Here is a 16,781-nt window from a genome sequence, read left to right as displayed (position 1 = left end):
GGCTGAGCCCCACCCCGGCCCCCTTTTCGTTCCCCGAGCATTCCCTCTCCACGCACCCGCCGCCCCCGTCACCGGGCGGGTGCTCCCCGACCCTTCTTCGCCGCCCCCCGGGCCGCGCTGACCAGACGGAGGTGTGCCGTGCGGCGTCTCGCCCGGTACTCGAAGCTTCTGCGGTTTTCCACGGTGTTGTCCTTGCCCGCCACGCTCGCGCTGATGACCGTCGCGGCCGCGGCGGGATCGCCCGGCTGGTTCCTGGTCGCCGCGACCGCCTGCTTCGTCGCCGAGCCGGTCGTCTACCGGCTGTTCCCGGACGCCGACCGGCCGCTGCGCTGGGGCGAGCTGAGCGCCGGGGCCCGGGTGCTGATCAGGCAGGGCGCGTTCGTGCTGCTCCTCGTCCAGGCCGGCGGCGTCGGCGACGCCACGATCTGGACCGCCGCCATCGGCTTCTTCGCCCTCGACTGGCTCCGCGCCGGCGCGCTGGTCGGCGCGGCCACGATCCGCCGCGTCAACACGATCCCCTACGTCACCCGCAACCTGGGCGAGGGCGAACCCGCCTACCCCGAGGCCGAACCCGCCTGGCACGTCCGCCTTGTGATCCTGATCGAGGGCTACGCCGACGTCCTCCCCCTCCTGCTCGGCACCATCGGCCTGCTCGCGGACGTCCTGGAACTGCTGATCGCCGGGCTGCTGGGCTCGGCGGCGGGCACGCTGGCATCCTGCGCCGCGCAGATCCCGCACCTGCGGCGGATACGCAGCCTCCTCAACGCCCGCCGCACCGGACGGGACGTGCGGCGCCGCGTGCGCTCCTACGAGCCCGAGGTCGTCCTCTACTTCACCGGCATGGCCGTGAACGCCTACCAGGCCAACATGTGGCTGGAGACGATGGAGCGGCTGAACCGCAAGGCGATGGTCCTCGTCCGGACGCCGGAGGTCGTGGCCGCGCTGGCCCTCACGCGGCTCCCGGTCGTGTGCGTCTCGCGTGCCGAGGACGTCATGAACTTCGACTGGTCGTCCGTCCGCGTCGCGCTCTACACCGGCAACACCGGCAAGAACCTGCACCTGCTCCGCGAACCGGACATCAAGCACGTGTTCATCGGCCATGGCGACAGCGACAAGGACTCCAGCTCCAACCCGGTCAGCAAGGTCTTCGACGAGGTGTGGGTCGCCGGTCCGGCGGGCCGCGACCGCTACCGCAACTCCGACGCGGGCGTCCGCGACGAGGCCATCGTCGAGGTCGGACGGCCGCAGCTCACGGGCATCGCCACGGGCCCCACCGGCAACGAGGTGCCGACCGTCCTGTACGCGCCTACGTGGGAGGGCTGGGACAGCGAGCACAGCTACTGCTCGCTCCTCACGATGGGCGAGAAGATCGTCAGCGCCCTCCTGGACCAGGGCTTGCGCGTCATCTACCGTCCGCACCCGTACACCGGCACCCGCATGGCGTCCGCCGCCGCCGCGCACAACCGGATCATCGCGATGATCGAGAAGGCCAACCAGACGGGACGGGGCGGACACCGGGCCGTCACCGGCGCCGAGGCGTCGCTGCACGAGTGCTTCAACCAGTCGGACATGCTCATCACCGACATCTCCAGCGTGATCTCCGACTACATGCCGAGCCTGAAGCCGTATGTCGTCACCAACCCGCACGGCGCCAACGACGCGGAGTTCCGCGCCGACTTCCCGTCCGCGTCCGCCGCCTACCTGCTCGGCCCGGGCTGCGGCGAGCTGGCGGATATCCTGGCGGTCACGACGACACCCGGACGGGACCCGCTCGCCGAGGAGCGCACCAGGCTCCGCGACTACCTGCTCGGCCCGGCGGAGCCGGACGCCATGACACGCTTCGCCGCCGCTGTCGACACGTTGGCCGAAGCAGGCCCCCGGTCCACGCTGTACGGGTTCCAGACATCACGGGTTCCTGACCACGCATAAAGTGTCGTCCGATATCCGGACGACACTGCCGAGGCATCATGACGCAACCGCTGGTCAGCGTGATCATGGCGGTGTACAACTGCCGAGGCACGGTGGCTCACGCGCTGGAGTCGGTGTTCGCCCAAACCCTGCCCCCCGACCGAATCGAAGTGATCGCCGTCGATGACGGCTCGACCGACGGCGGCGGCGAACTGCTGGACGAGATGGCCCGCGACCACGCGCAGCTGACCGTCTTCAACCAGCCGAACTCCGGCGGCTGCGGCGCGCCGCGCAACCGGGGCCTGGAGGTGGCGTCCGGCGAGTTCGTCTACTTTCTGGACGCCGACGATTGGATCGGTCCCGAGGCGCTGGAGCGGATGACCGCGATGGCCGAGCGCAACGACACCGACATCGTCCTCGGCAAGCAGGTCGGGGTCGGCGGCCGCAGGTCGCCCCGGATGTTCGGGAAGACGATCGAGCGCACTCACGTCCTCGAACCCGGCTCCGACCTCTATTGGCGGATGTCGATGGCGGCGATGCAGCTCTTCCGCCGCTCCCTGATCGAGGACGCCGGGCTGTGGTTCCTCGAAGGCGTCCGGGCGCACGAGGACCAGCTGTTCACCTCGGGCGCCCACCTGCGCGCCCGGGCCGTGTCGATCCTGGCGGACTACGACTGCTACTTCTGGGCGGAGCGCGCGGACGGAACGAGCAACACCCAGATAGCCGACTACCGCATGGCCGACATCTACTCGATCACCGCCCGGGCGATGGACCAGGCCGCGCAGTTCGCCGAACCGGGCCCGATCCGCGACCAGCTGCACCGGCGCTACCTCGACCAAGAGATCTTCGGACGGCTCCAACGGCAGTACCCGCACGCCCCCGAGGACGAGCGCGAGGTCACCTACTCCGCGTGTCGCGACCTCCTGGAGAAGTGGCTCACCCCGGGACTGTGGGAAAAGCTCGTCCCCGTCCGCCGCGTGATCGCCCACTGCGTGCTCAACGACCTCGCCGAGGAACTCGACACCGTCCTCGGCTTCCACAACAACGCCGGGCGTCCCCGCCTCCACCTGGAGGACGGCCGCTGCTACCAGAAGTACCCGTTCTTCCGGGACGCGTCCGTAGGCATCCCGGACGACTGCTACGAGCTCGCGACGCCACCGACGATCGAACATCGCCTCTCTCCCCCATCCTGGCCGGACGACGCCCTCCAGATCAGCGGCACCGTCATAGTGCGCGACACCGACGAGGGCACCCCCGACCTGCACCTGACCCTGAACGCCAACGACGGCCCCCGGCACGTCGCCTGCGACACCACCCCCGCAGACCGCACCGACGACGGAATGGCCACCTCCTACAAAGCCGCACTCCACCCCATGACCTGGCCGGACGGTAGCTGGACGGTCACCCTGGAAGTGGCCATCGAGGGGCACGTGCGAAACTTTCCCATCCGCAAGCCGACCGCACACACGTCCCGAGCATGATCGTCACGCATCCGGAGGACGGCGCACGGCTCGTCTGCGGCCTGCCGATGCGCGGACGAGGAGATCTCGTGCTGCAGCTCGGGGGCGAGCCGGACCTTCGCGATCCTCCGAATGCCGGGGCCTGCCTGGAGTCCGGGAACCGGCTGCGGGTGCGGATCTCCGATCCGCTGAAGCAGCGGGTGGCGGGCCTCCGGCGGCTGTCCCGGAAACCGGGATAATGGCCGCACCGCCGCACGTCCGCCAGAAAGGCAACGCATGACGCACCGCATCCTCCCGACCGCTCAGGTGGACTCGTCCGCGCAGCTCGGCGACGGGACGACCGTCTGGGATCTCGCCCAGGTCCGCGAGAACGCTCGGCTCGGCGCGGGCTGCATCGTCGGCCGCGGCGCCTACGTGGGATCGGGCGTGCAGATCGGCGACAACGTCAAGCTGCAGAACCACGCGCTCGTCTACGAACCAGCCGTACTGGAGGACGGCGTGTTCGTGGGCCCCGCCGTCGTCCTCACCAACGACCGCGAGCCCCGCTCGGTCGACCCGGACGGCAAGCTCAAGCGAGGCGGCGACTGGGAAGCAGTAGGCGTACACGTTGCCGAAGGCGCGTCCCTAGGCGCCCGCAGCGTCTGCGTAGCCCCAGTAAGAATAGGCCGCTGGGCAATGGTAGCCGCAGGCGCAGTGGTAACCCGCGACGTCCCCGACTACGCCCTTGTAGTCGGCGTCCCCGCCCGCCAAATCGGCTGGGTAGGCCGCTCCGGCGCCCGCCTAACCCAACTCCCAGACAAGCCGGGAACATGGGAGTGCCCCCGCACAGGCGCCCACTACATCGAGACCCCCACCGGCAACGACTCCGACCCAACGCTCCTCACCGAGAAGGAATCCTGAGCCTCCACCTGATGCTAGGGGAGCGGTACCTGCACGATCTTGGCGTCCACGGACGGGAATTCCGAGGCCAGGACCGGACAGATGACCTCTCGATTCATGATCCCCACAATGAAGTCGGTCATGGAACCGTCGAACTCCCACCACTCGCCTTCGGCGTATGAATGGCCCGCCACGACGATCGTCCAGGTGTCAGGGTCACCCTTCGTCCGCCAGAACAGATGGTCACTGTTGTCCGTGACGCCCCAGGGGAACAGCCCACCCTCCGCTGGGTAAAGCGAGAACGGCACGAGCCCGAGATCAGGGAACTCTTCATTGAGATCTTCGGCAGCTCCCAAAATGTCCTCCGCCCATGACACCAGGTTCTCCCCCTCCGAATCCTCCACGGGGTGGAAGGTCCCCATGAAGTTGTCGATCCGGAGCGGCGGATACCTTCGGCACAACTCCATGTAGTCGCCGGGGAGGCGCAGCCCGAGCTGCTCTCTCAATCGCTGCCAGTCCACCGGTGGCGGCACCCTTACGGGCTCACCGACAAGCCGAACCACCTGATTCATTGAAGCCATGGAAATATCACCCTGTGCTTGCTGCTCTTACTCTTGCTATTCTGGATGGTCACGTCAAAGAACAGGCCGCCACTACCACGTGCGGTCATACGCACCGCAGAAGCCCTCGCCGAGTGGCCCAGATAGACCGGCCGCACCTCATAGTAAACCTGCTCGTCGTTTTCAACGGCCTTGCGTACCGCATTCTCATACATCTTCATCGAAGAATTATTCATACGCTGGTATATCGTGAAAAGGTTCCGTGGATCTCCTCCGTTACCTCCCAGCTGATCAGCGATGAGATGCCCCCGAGAGAAGACATTGTTCGAGTTGTCTGGCGCACCGGCGGCGTTCCTGGGCCAGCCGCTGGGGAAGATCGACGGGTTGGCCTTTGATCCGCCGCTCAGGTCCTGGCGATTACAGTACTGGGCTCGTGCGCCGGTAGCCCGCCCCGCGCTGTCGAGTGGCTGATACTGCTTGAACGCCCGGCAGCCTTGGTCGGCGTTCCTGGTCGGTGTGCGGGGTTTCGGATCCGTCTCTTCCTGCGTCCCGGCTTCCGGATGGATGAAGGAAGATCCCCCGGGGTCCAGAGGGACAAGGATGAGATTCTTCTCAGGTTCCGGTGACGTGACGGTTCCCGTGGGCGGAGCCCCGCCGAAGCCGGAAGGGATCTCGACGGGCAGAGCGGCGGGCGGAGCGGAGGCGGCCACGGAGGTCTGGCCGACGATCGAGCCTGCCTCTTGGACGGCTCGGGCACGGATGTTCGCCAGGGATTGAGCAGTGTCCTGGACCACGTTGTGCGACGTGGCCTTCGTGGGTTTGCGGGCAGGGCCTCCTGAGATCCGGGAGTCGGGATCGGCATAGGACGGCCTGCGCAGCTCCGGGTTGAGGGGTCTGGCGTTGGTCCGTGCATCGTGTGCCGCGCGGCGCTTGGCCGCCGCCGTCCTCGCCCGTGCCCTCGCGATGGCCTGTGCACGGGCGATCGCCGCCTGCTGCGCGGGTGTGAGGCCCCCGCCGCCCCCTCCTGGCCAGCTCGGGGAGCCTTGTCCACGGGTTCCGGGGGCGCCGCCCGGGTGGTTCCGTCCGTCCGGCCAGCACGGTGGACGGGTGCATCTGGCGCCCGGAAACAGCCAGCTTGGAAGGCCACGGCTTTGAGGAAGGGTTTGGGAGCCACCGTTTCGGTTTGCAGCGTAGTTCGCAATCGCTCCCCCCACAGCCGCGACCGCAGCCATGAGATGGCTCCATCTGGAGTACCCCTGCCACGCCACATATCCGGCCCTGGCGCCGATGACGACAGCGCCGACAACAGCCACACCGGGCCCGTGGCCGGTGGGGTCGGTGTGGTCGTTGGGGTTGGCGTTGGCGTAGGTGTAGCGGTTGGCGTTGACCGAGGCGGGGGTCGGGCTGAGGGTCCAGCTGTCGCGGCTGGTGAACGCGCCGGCGGACGGGTCGTACCAGCGGGCGGCCATGTTGACCTGGCCGGATTCGGGGTCGGTCCAGTCGCCCTGGTAGCCGATCCCGGGTTTGGTGCCGGTGGACGCGGTGGACTTACCGAAGGGGTCGTAGGAGACCGAGTCGGTGAGTGCCGTGAGGGCAGTGCCCGGATCGAACGTGCCGAAGACGTCGTCGTGCTTGTCGGAGAGGAGGATGCGGCTGTCCAGCCCTCGCGCGGTGGCCAGGGGCTCGTCGGACGGGCCGCGGGCGTAGCGGGTGAGGCCGTCTGCGACGGGGTCCGTGCCCATGCCCGCGTAGGCGAAGGTGGCGTCCTCGCGGGTGGCGACGCGGTCCAGGGCGTCGTATGTGTAGGTGGTGCCTCCGGCGCTGGTGAGCCGGTCGAAGGCGTCGAAAGTGTAGGTCGTGGCCGGTGTGCCGGGGGTCGTTGTGGACGCGAGAGTGCCGCGAGGTGTGTAGGTGAAGCCGGTGGTGCCGTCGGTGAGGCGGCGGTTGCGCTCGTCGAAGGTCGCGGTCGTGCCGGCGGCCTTGGTGCGGTTGCCGGCGTCGTCCCATTCGTAGCCGGTGGTGTCGCCGCCGCGGGTCCAGGTGGTGAGGCGGCCGGCCTGGTCGTAGCCGTAGGTCTCCGTGCCGGCACCGGCGGTTCCGGTGGTGGTCTTGCCGGTGGTCTGGTCGTTGTCGTCGTAGGTGTAGGACACGGAGGCGACGGTGGCGCCCTGGCCGTTCTTGAGGGTGTCGGTGGCGGGGCGGCCGAGATCATCGTAGGCGGCGGCGCGGACGCGTCCGGCGCCGTAGTCGATCGTGCTGGGCTGACCGGCGTCGTTGTAGCCGAGAGTCTGGGTCGTGCCGGTGAGGCCGTCCTGGACGGTCCGAAGGCGGCCGTTGACGTAGCCGAAGGCGGCGGTTCCTGCTGCGTCGGTCCGGGTCGTGGGTTGGCCGTCGCCGTTGTAGGCCCAGGTCGCGGTGCCTGACGGGCCTTCGGCGGAGGTGAGCAGGCCCCGGTCGTCGTAGGCGTAGGTGTTGGAGCCCGCCTTGGTGAGGCGTCCGGCGGCGTCGTAGGCGAAGGTCCGCTCCGGCGTCGGCGCGGCGCCGGAGCCGGTCTCGGTGAGCAGGCGTCCGGCGGTGTCGAAGATGCGTTCGCGGACGATCCCGCCCGGTGCGGTGGCCTTGACGGGGTTGCCGGCCGCGTCGTAGGCGCTGGTCCAGGTGCGCTGCGCAGGATCGGGGTGCGCGGCGGTGGCCGGCTCGATGATCGACTCGGGCAGGGCGAGGGAGTTGACCGTGTAGACGGTGTCGTTGCCGCGGCCGTCGGTGAAGCGGGTGCGGTTTCCGGCGGTGTCGTAGCCGAACGTGGTGGTGATCGACTTGGTGTCGGTCACGGGTTCGGTCTGTCGGGTAAGGCGGTTCAGGGCGTCGTAGGCGAACGTCCTGGTGTGGTTCAGCGGGTCGGTGACGCTGGTGAGGTTGCCCGCGAGGTCGTAGTGGTAGGACGTGCGGCGTGCCTGGGTGCCGTCCGGGTTGAGGTCGGCGGCGCTGGCGAGACGTCCGAGCACGTCGTAGTCGAGCCTGCCGGTGCGGCCGAGGCCGTCGCTCGTGCGGATCTGGCGTCCGAGGTCGTCGTAGCCGAGCTCGGTACGCGTTCCGGCCGGGTCGACCGTGCTGATGAGCTGGTTCGTGCTGTCGTAGGTCGCGGTGGTCTTGGCGCCGGTCGGTGAGGTGCTGGTGAGGAGGTTGCCGGCGTCGTCGTACGTGTTGCGGGTGGTGTAGGCGGCGGGAGCGGGGATTCGTTCGAGCTCGGTGGCGGTGACCGGGCGGCCGAGGTCGTCGTAGGTGGCTTCGGTGCGGGCGCCGTTGGGGTCGGTGGTCGATAGGACTTCGCCGGTGCGGGTGTAGGTGTAGTTCCACTTCGACCGGTCGTCGTTGGTCTTGCCCGGCGCGTCGAGCGTCTGCAGGCGGCCCAGGCGGTCGTAGGCGTAGCGGGTCTCGTTCCGAAGGGGGTCGGTGACCTTCTCGACGCGTCCGAGCGGGTCATAGTACGTCGTAGCGGTGGGGGTCAGCGGGGTGGCCGAGCCCGGCGGGATGTAGGACGGCGCGATCTCCTTGACCGGCTGGCCGAGGCGGTCGTACTCGGTGCGCGTGATGATGCCGAGCGGGTCACGGGACTCGGTGGGCTCGTCAAAGGCGTTGAAGCCGGTGACGGTCTCCGGTCTGGTGGTCGTCGGAGGGTTCCCGCCTGACTCGGTGGCGACGGGCGGCGATGCCACGGCGATCTGCCGACCGATCTCGTCATACCTGTAGGTGGTGGTGTAGGCGGGCTTGTCGGCGCCTACGGCGTTGCCTCGGGGATCGGTCGCCGAGGTGAGGAGGTCGCGCTGGTCGTAGGCGAACGAGGTGATCTGTGACGTGGTGCCGTCGGTGACGGTCCGCGCGGTGACGCGCCCCGGAGTGTCGTAGGTGTAGTCGGTCGTCTCGCCGTCGACGGGTGTCGGCCAGGGGACGTTGGACGGCGCGCCGCCGACGGTCTCTCGTGTGACGTTGCCGCCAGCGTCGTAGCGATAGGTGGTGCGGTGAGCGAGGCCGGTCGGGTCGAGGGTCGAGGTCTGGAGGCGTCCGACGTTGTCGTAGACGTTCTGGACGGTGTTCTTCCCGTTGTCGGCGACCATCTTGGTGGGGTTGCCTGCGCCGTCGTACTCGACGGTGGACAGGACGAAGTCGCGTTTGGTGCCGTCGGGGTTCCGGAAGTTCTTCAGGACGGCCGATTTCGGCAGGTCGTCGCCGTAGTAGGTGAACTCGGTGCGGCGGCCCATCGCGTCGGTGGTGGCGACGAGGCGTCCGGCGTAGTCGTAGGCGCGCGCTTCGACGACGAGATGGTCACCGGAGTCGGGGGCGCCATCGGGGTCGCCGTCGAAGTCGCGGAGCCGGGTCTCGGCGAGCATGTTGCGGGCGGTGTAGGCGTACTCGAACCGGTTGCCGGCCGCGTCCACGAGGGCGGTGAGGTTGCCGAAGCGGTCATGGTCGTAGCCGGTTTCGTGGCCGTAGGCGTCGGTGACGCGTTCGACGAGGTTGTGGTCGTCGTAGTCGTAGGTCGTGACGCGGGGGTCGCCGCCGGCGGTGTCGGACACCTGGGTTCTGATCAGGTTGCCGTCGGGGTCGTAGGCGTAGTCGGTGCGCTGCTGCTGGACTGTGCCGGTGACGGCGTTGGTGGTGGCGGGCTCGGTGACACTCGTGAGGCTGGACCAGTCGTCGTAGCCGTAGTGGGTGGTGGCTCCGGCGGGGACGCTGTCGGAGGTCTTGGTGACGGACTTGCGACGTCCGATGGCGTCGAAGGTGTAGGTGGTGACCAGGCCGGACGGATCGGTGATCTGGGCCAGGTCGCCCGCGCTGGTGTAGGCGTAGCGGGTGACGGCGCCACGCGGGTCGGTTTCGGTACGGAGCAGGCCGCCGGGCATGGTCCCGCCACCGACCGCGGTCTCGCCCCCGACTGTGTAGGCATAGCCGACCTGGCCGCCACCGGAAGGGTTGGTCTGGGTCTGCACTTGGCCGGTCGAGATGTAGGTGTAACCGGTCTTGTAGCGGTTGTCGGTGGCGCTGGTGGAGCGGCCGTCGCGGTAGGCGATCGGCTGGTCGTTGCGCGGATCGGCCGGGTTGGTGACGGCTGGGAACGTGTAGTAGGCGGTGTGGCAGACGTCCTTGGTCCGGCACGCCGTGCGAGTCAGGGTGTTGCCCCGGTCGTCGTAGGTGAGCTTGACCGAGTCGCCGTTCTCGTTGGTGATGGTGACCGGGTGCCGCTTGTCGTCGTAGCCGAACGTCCGGATGCCCATCCCGGCGAGCGTCATGCCCATCCAGTCTGGGACGCCGCCGGTGTTGCCGGGCAGGTTGGTGCAGAAGCTCGGGTCTCCCGGGTCGGGGGTCGTGCACACGTAGGTGGGGGTGGGGGACGGGGTCGCGGTGGGCGTGGCGGGTTGCTTGTCCTCGTCCCGGACGTCCAGGCCCATCGGGATCCCGACGCGGAGTATCTGGCCGGTCAGCGCGTCAGTCTCGTACAGGTGCGGGCGGCCCGCGGGGTCACGGACCTCGACGGCGCGCCGCAGGTCGGTGCCGCCGCCGTAGACGGTCGGGGTCTTGATCTTCCAGGTTCCACCGTTGCCGTCGGTGTACTCGCCGACGCGGTCCTGCTCGGTGTCGTAGTCGACCTCGGAGGCGGTCTTCCCGCTCGGCAGCGTGGTCTTGGTGAGCTGATCGGCGGCGGTCAGCCCCTGCTTGTAGTGGGTCGCGACCTGCTCCGGGCCGAGCGGATGGTGGTAGACCGCGACGTCGTCGATGGTGCCGTTGTAGAAGCGGCGTTGGGCGGCGCCCCAGCCGGGCCATGAGGCGGGCGTGGACGCGAACGCCGCGCCGATCTGGTTCTGGGTGAGGGCCAGATGGTTCGGGGTTTGGCCAGTGAGGGTCGCGACCTGCTGCCCGTCGACGTAAAGGGTCTGGGTGGAGCCCATCGCCGACAGGACCGCATGGTGCCACTTGCCGTCATTGACGATCTTGGTGGAGGCCATCGGCGAGATCGGCCCGCCGCTCCAGAACTGCCCGTGCAGCTTGCCGTCCAACCCGGTGTACAGAGCCGGGACGCCCACCCCGGACGCCGCGTCCAGGGGCTTGTCCTGGTAGCCGATCAGCGGCCCGCCCGAACTTGTCCCCGTGTTCTTGAACCAGACCTCGACGGCGAGGTCCCGGCTCTTCTTCACGGTCCCGGCGGGTAGCTGCACCTGCGAGGACGATCCGTCGAAACCGGCCGCGGTGTTGCCGGTGCCGGCCAGCGCCCCGTCCGCGCCCAGGGTGACACTTCTGTACGTCCCGACGTCCTTGCCGAGGTTGACCGCGACCTGGCTCGCCGCGCCGGCGCCCTCGTCCTCGCCGAACCGCCAGTACGACTCGGGACGGTCGTCCAGCACGGCCGTCCGGTAGTGCGATCCGGGCGCGTAGTCGTAAGTGGTGCAGCGGGACGCCGGGCCGCAGACCTTGGTCAGCAGGTCACCGGTGTAGGTATAGGTCCAGGTCAGCGCCCTTCCGTCGACCGGTGCGGTGCTGACGGACGCGACATGGCCGTCCGACCAGGTGAAGGTGAGCGTCCGGTCACCGGCCGCGGTCGCCTTGGCGAGCAGCCCGGTGAGCGGGTCGTACGTGAGGCGCAAGGTGTTCTTGGACGCGTCGGTGATCAAGGTCAGGCGGCCGTTGACGAACTCGAAGGCCGTCCCCGCCTTGTCGGTCAGCCTCCACTTGCCCGGCTCGGCGACGAGCGTGGCCTGGCGCCCCATCGGCGGCGCGTAGGTGCCGTCGGGGTTCTTGCCGAAGCGGACCTGCCGGCCGTCCGGATATCCGACGACGACGTTGCCCGAGCCGTCCCGGTCCTCGGTCAGCCGCATGTCGAACCGGGTCGTCCAGCCAGCCCCGAACGGCGAGTCGCGGCGCGGGTCCAGGCTGTTATAGGTGCGCTCGACCGTCAGCTCCGGGCCGACCGTGGCCACGCTCGCGTCGATCGCAGTGGTGGAGTAGTTGCCCGAGGACGGCTCGAACTCGCGGTCCTGCCCCGGGGCGAGCTGCGCGGTGAGCTCCGGCTGCGGAATCGCGGTCTGCAGCATCACGTGGGGTGAGGGGACCTCGTTGCCGCCGTCCTTGACGATCACACGCCACAGGTAGGTCTCGCTCCACGACAGCTTTCCGGCCGGTACCGTCCAGGCGTAGGTGGGGAGGTAACCGGAATCCCAGCAGTTGACCGGGTTGCCGTCCGGGGCCTTCTCGCAGACCTCGTACTTGTAGCTCAGCGACGTGCCGGGCGGCGCGTCCAGGTCGACGGCGGTCGCCCACAACTGCGGGGTCAGCGTCGGGGCCTGGTACCCGTTCGGCGGGTACAGCTCCTGCAGCACCGGCGCGATGTCGATGATCTTGATGACCAGGCGGATCGGCGGGACCTGCTCGTCGGTGAACACCGGCCCACCCGTGTGCGCCATCGTGAAATCGATGGAGTAGGTGCCGGGCTTCAGCGGCTTGATCACCGCGTCCAGCGTCGCCTTGCCGCCGCGCGCGACGTTGCCGGGCAGGTTCGCCGAACGCTGCTGGGTGACCAGCTTGCCCTTGCTGTCATAGACCCGGTAGGCGAGGAAGTACGTGCTGGGCGTCCAGGTCTCGGCGCCGGTGTTGGTGACCGTGACCTTCACCTTGCCGCTCTGCGCCTGCGTCACCGGCGGGTTCGGCACCGGGTCGGTGATCGCGTACGAGGCGTTGTACGGGCTGTGCGTGACGATCAGCCGCGGCGGGTTCCGCGTGTCGTGCCCGGTGAACCCCTTGGTGCCGCGGCCGTCGGACGACTCGTCCCGCACCGACAGGCCGTAGTTGGGCTGTGAGCCGTTCGCCCAGCGCTGGACCAGGTCGCGTCCGCCCTTGCCCAGATTGAACGTCACCGGTCTGGTCGGACACTTCGACTTCGTCGAGCCGAACTCGAAGTACCCATAGGAGAACGACTTGCGCACCAGCGACCCGCCGACCGACGGCCCCGGATACTTCAGCCCGGTGCTCCCCGCCCACGCCTCGGTCACCGGCCGGACGCTCACCGGACGCGACTCGCAGGTCTGCGCGTCGTAGTTCACCATCCACAACGACGCGCCGAAGATCTTGTGATAACGCAGCCTGTCGTCCAGGCCAGGAAAACCAAGGTAGGCGGCCGAGCGAGACCCGACCGTGAGCACCTGGCCACCGCCGACCTGGCCGCCGTCGTTGACGGTCAGGCTGGTGGACGCCGCGCTGATCTCCACGCTGGGGTCGACCTCGACCGGGAACACCCGCGCGGGATCGGCCAGCCATTCCGGATCCGCCGTCACCTGGAGAGCGGGCGTGCCGCCGACCGAAATCAGGCTGTAGGACACCTTCGCCGACGTCGCCGGCTCGTCCGCCGAGTCGGTCATCGAACCGGCCGGGACCACCGCCTTCGCCTGCCCGGACGCGTCGGCGAACACGACCTGGTCACCGACGACCCGCGCCGTCAGCCCCTTGAGCGACAGCGGGAAGACGAACGTGCCGGACGCTTTCGGCGACCGCAGGACGATCGTCTCCTTCACGCCGCCCGAGCCGACGTCGATCTTCAGATCGGTGTCCGGGCGCACACCCGGATAGGTGACGCCCCGCTCCCCCGCCTTCCCGGCGGAGGCCGCGGCGCCCTGCATCGAATAGCCGATCTCTTGACCGCCGCCCAGCCCCATCCGGACAACCGGTGCACCGGCCACCCCGGCGGCGGCTGGCGCGAGCCGGATGTCGACCGAGTCAGCGGCGTTCCGCCACCCCTGCGCGCCGCCCGTGCCGTCGGTGCCGGACGTGCCGCCGACCGGGACGAGGCGTGTGTCGACCGGTGCCCACGAGCCGTCTGGTCGCCGGTAGTTGATCGGCCGGGGCGAGAACTCGGTGGACTCGGTGCCGTCGGCGTTGACGAACGTGCGGGCATGGGCGTCCCGGCGTCCGGGCAGTTCCCGGCTCGTCTTGGCGTCGAAACCCGACACCTTCCGCGGTTCGGGCACCGGGGCGGGCGCCACGCTGGCGACGTTCCGCGGCGGCTGCGGCGCGGCCTTCCGCGCTACCAGCGGATACTGCGATCGCAGCGACTTCGGCTCGGTGCGGTTGCGCCCGCCGGTGGCCACGTCGCCGCCGCGCCCCTCGGCCGAGCCCCAGGTCTGCTTGGGCCCATGCGGGTCCGGTGAGCCCCGCCACGCCGATAAGGCGTCGTGCCCGCTGCTGTCGAGGGTGGCGACGAGCATCAGGACGAGCGCGGCCGCGACGATCCGGAAATACACCGAATACCGTCCGGTCAGCCGGGCTCGGCCACCGATGATCAGCCGGTTTGGCCGCACCATGTCTCACTCCCGGTCACGAGGCGGCGTCCGCGGACCCGTCCGTGGTAGCGATCGAGAATCCAGGCGAGGGTGCGAGCCCGCCCTGGGGAGGGCCAGGGCGGGCATCGCACAGGGTCAGCGGGCCGGCGGGGGCTTGGGGAGTGCCCGGCCCTTGAACGTCGGAGCCGCCGCCTTCAGCTGCAGGGACTCGCCCTCCGGCCAATACAGCCGCATCTCCTGATTGATGGTGCGGAAGATGTACGACCAGGTAGGACCGTTCGGTCCGACGTACTGGAACGCGGTCGGGTCCGTCGCGGGAACCGAGGCGTCCGGCTGGGCATCGGCCCACGCACGCCACTCGCCGGTCCCCTGAACCGTCTCGCCGGTGCTGTGGATCCGGCCGTCAGCGCCGCGCACGACCACCTCGGTCTTCCCGCTGCGCGGGCTGATGAGGGCGGACGGCGAGCCCGCCGCGACCAGGTCGCCGACCTGGTCCCATTCCTGCGGGAAGGCGCCGGAACCATCCTGCGTCTTGGTCAGGACGTGACCATCGGCACCGCGCACGAAGATCCGCAGCCGACTGCCCGGATACGTCACGACCGACGCGTTCCCGGAGAAGCCCGGACCGCTCAGCACCGCACAACTCGACACGATGCCACCCACGTAGAGCGCGGTGCGCCACGTACCGGACGCATCAAGGAAGAACAGCTTCAAGCCCCCCGCGACCGGAACGGCAAGCGGCGCGGTGGCGGTCGACAACCCGGCCACGCCCAGACCGATCCAGCCCTTGTACGGGTCGTTGGCGGCGTGCTGCGGCAAGGCCCAGAGGGCTCCGCCCGCATCGACCGCGAACGCGACGAGCGTGTTATCCAGCCGTGCCACCGTGACCGTGGAACCCATCGGCTTCTGCACGCCAACCCAGTTGCCCCAGGCCGCCGGCTCCTTCGTGGCCTGCGTCCGCGACCAGACGTCACCGCTCAGGTTGTGCGCCAGCACGTTGAGCCGACCATCGGCCTGCTCACCCAGCGCAGGCTGCCCGTAATAGCCCTCCTGCTCGTGGATCGGCGTCCACTGCAACGAGCCGAGCGCACCCGGATCCGCGCGCCCGTGCATCAGACGCCCAATGCCATCGGTGTAAGCGAACTCGAGGATTCCCTGCGACCCGACGGCGTTCGGCGACGCCTGGAACACCGTCGTCGGGTTGTACGGCTCAGGATCGGCATCGGCCCGTGCCGCCTTGGCCGGCGCACCCGCGGTCGTCTGCGAGGGAGTGCGCGTCCGCGCCACGGCCGCGCATCCGGACGGAGTCGGCGAGAAGTAGGCGTAGACGTCGAACGTGACCGTCACCGCGCCGTTCTTCCAGTTCTTGATGACGAGCTTCCCGTCCGACCCGAGCTTCGCGGCGATGAACCCGGCGTGGGTGAGGTTGGCGTCCGGGTAGGTGGCGGTCCTTGTCGGGGGCAACGCCTCACCGGAGGGGTACACCCGGACGAATCCCGTCGAGGTGCTGCGCATCGTGAGGTTCAGCGCGACGGCCGTGACACCGCTGGCCGGAATCCCGTTGGCGCCCAGGGGCGACAGCGTGTACGAGCCGTCCGACGGGATGTTCACCGTGCCGCCGTACCGGGCCGGTTGCACGGCGTGTGTGACGGAACCCGCCAGCGTGGCCGACGGGGATGCGTAGTAGCCCGAGACGTCCACGAGGATCGTGGACGGGTACGTCCCGATGTTGGTGATCGTCACCTTGCCATCCGCACCGACCGGGATCAGCGCCAGGTTCTCTCGGTGTGTCGCCGTCCACGTGTCGAGGTTGGCGAAAGCGGTGGGGGCGGGCGAGCCGGAGGCATGCGCCACGAGCTTGGTCGGGCCCGTGGAGTTGGCGGTCAGGGTGAAGGCCACGTGGGAAACCCCGGACGCGGGCACGCCCCCCTTGCCCAGCACCTCGACCGTGGTCGAGCCTCCGGCGGCGACCGTCACCTCGTTCGCGAGCCTCGCCGGGGTGACGCCGACGTAGGAAGAGCCGGCCGACGCACCCGGGGACGTGAGCGTGTACCCGTACACGTCGATGTAGACCTTCACGGCGGTCGCGCCGGCCCCTTGGTTCTTCATCATGATCTTGCCGTCGGATCCGACCTTGACCAGCAGCAGATCCTGGTTCCAGCCGACCTGCTGGTACTGCGCGCCGGTCGCCGCAGGAACGCTCGCCCCCGACGGGTACACGGTCAGGGCGCCGTTGCCGCCCGCCGCCATCGCCCGCGACGCCACGTTGAGCCAGGCCGACGCCAGCCCGGTGGCCGGCAGATCGTCGACTCCGGCGATCTGCACCGTCGCCGTCGCGCCCGCGTTGATGGTGACGCCGTTCATCACCCGGGTTCGCGCCCCGTAGAACTGGCCCGCCGCCGGTTGCACCGACGGGGCCTCCGCCCGTGCCGGCGTGGCATGGCCGACCGGAACCACAACCGACGCGAGCACCAACGCCATCGCGACCGCGATGCCGATCAGCCCATTCAATCCACGGCTTCTCACCGCGCACCTCCACCGTGACCCGTGACCCGAGCGGTCAAGGCACGATGGGGATGCTAGGCATGCAAGATCAGCAAGGTAAGAGGGATCATCGAATGTTCGATTTGGATAGAACACCACACCTGATG

Annotated in this window: 7 protein-coding genes; 4 read left to right on the top strand and 3 right to left on the bottom strand. The window is 69.1% G+C overall.

The window, feature by feature from the left end; translation table 11 throughout:
* Positions 1 to 192 precede the first annotated feature (192 nt).
* Genes ACH35V_RS02595 through ACH35V_RS02580 form a run of 4 tightly spaced genes read left to right on the top strand, consistent with a single transcriptional unit; the run spans position 193 to position 4,268 of the window.
* A complete protein-coding gene (locus tag ACH35V_RS02595; RefSeq protein WP_395969872.1) occupies positions 193 to 1,929 on the top strand; it encodes a CDP-glycerol glycerophosphotransferase family protein in 1,737 nt (578 codons plus the stop codon).
* Between the two features lie 38 nt (positions 1,930 to 1,967).
* Positions 1,968 to 3,389 carry a glycosyltransferase family 2 protein gene (locus tag ACH35V_RS02590; RefSeq protein ID WP_395969871.1) on the top strand — a complete coding sequence of 474 codons (1,422 nt, stop codon included), beginning with the start codon at positions 1,968 to 1,970 and terminating at the stop codon, positions 3,387 to 3,389.
* Positions 3,386 to 3,607 carry a hypothetical protein gene (locus tag ACH35V_RS02585; protein WP_395969870.1) on the top strand — a complete coding sequence of 74 codons (222 nt, stop codon included), beginning with the start codon at positions 3,386 to 3,388 and terminating at the stop codon, positions 3,605 to 3,607. Before ACH35V_RS02590 ends, ACH35V_RS02585 begins: the two co-directional genes overlap by 4 nt.
* A gap of 37 nt (positions 3,608 to 3,644) precedes the next feature.
* The gene (locus ACH35V_RS02580) at positions 3,645 to 4,268 is read left to right on the top strand and encodes an acyltransferase (protein ID WP_395969869.1); all 624 of its coding nucleotides are present in this window, start codon (positions 3,645 to 3,647) and stop codon (positions 4,266 to 4,268) included.
* 14 nt (positions 4,269 to 4,282) lie between these two features.
* Here the strand turns inward: ACH35V_RS02580 and ACH35V_RS02575 are convergent, their stop codons facing one another.
* The 3 genes from ACH35V_RS02575 to ACH35V_RS02565 form a co-directional block, all read right to left on the bottom strand.
* Complete coding sequence (locus tag ACH35V_RS02575) at positions 4,283 to 4,819, bottom strand: SMI1/KNR4 family protein (protein WP_395969868.1); 537 nt, start codon at positions 4,817 to 4,819, stop codon at positions 4,283 to 4,285.
* Positions 4,816 to 14,151, bottom strand: coding sequence for a DNA/RNA non-specific endonuclease (locus ACH35V_RS02570; protein ID WP_395969867.1), 9,336 nt, complete (start codon positions 14,149 to 14,151; stop codon positions 4,816 to 4,818). The genes ACH35V_RS02575 and ACH35V_RS02570 overlap by 4 nt, the downstream gene beginning before the upstream one ends.
* Before the next feature lie 114 nt (positions 14,152 to 14,265).
* Positions 14,266 to 16,770, bottom strand: a complete 2,505-nt coding sequence (locus ACH35V_RS02565; RefSeq protein ID WP_395969866.1) for a hypothetical protein — start codon at positions 16,768 to 16,770, stop codon at positions 14,266 to 14,268.
* Positions 16,771 to 16,781: the final 11 nt, after the last annotated feature.

Source organism: Actinomadura sp. 1N219 (assembly GCF_044326405.1).
In the GTDB taxonomy this organism is placed as follows: domain Bacteria; phylum Actinomycetota; class Actinomycetes; order Streptosporangiales; family Streptosporangiaceae; genus Spirillospora.
The sequence above is the reverse complement of the archived record's forward strand: the minus strand, read 5'-3'. Positions and strand labels throughout refer to the sequence as shown.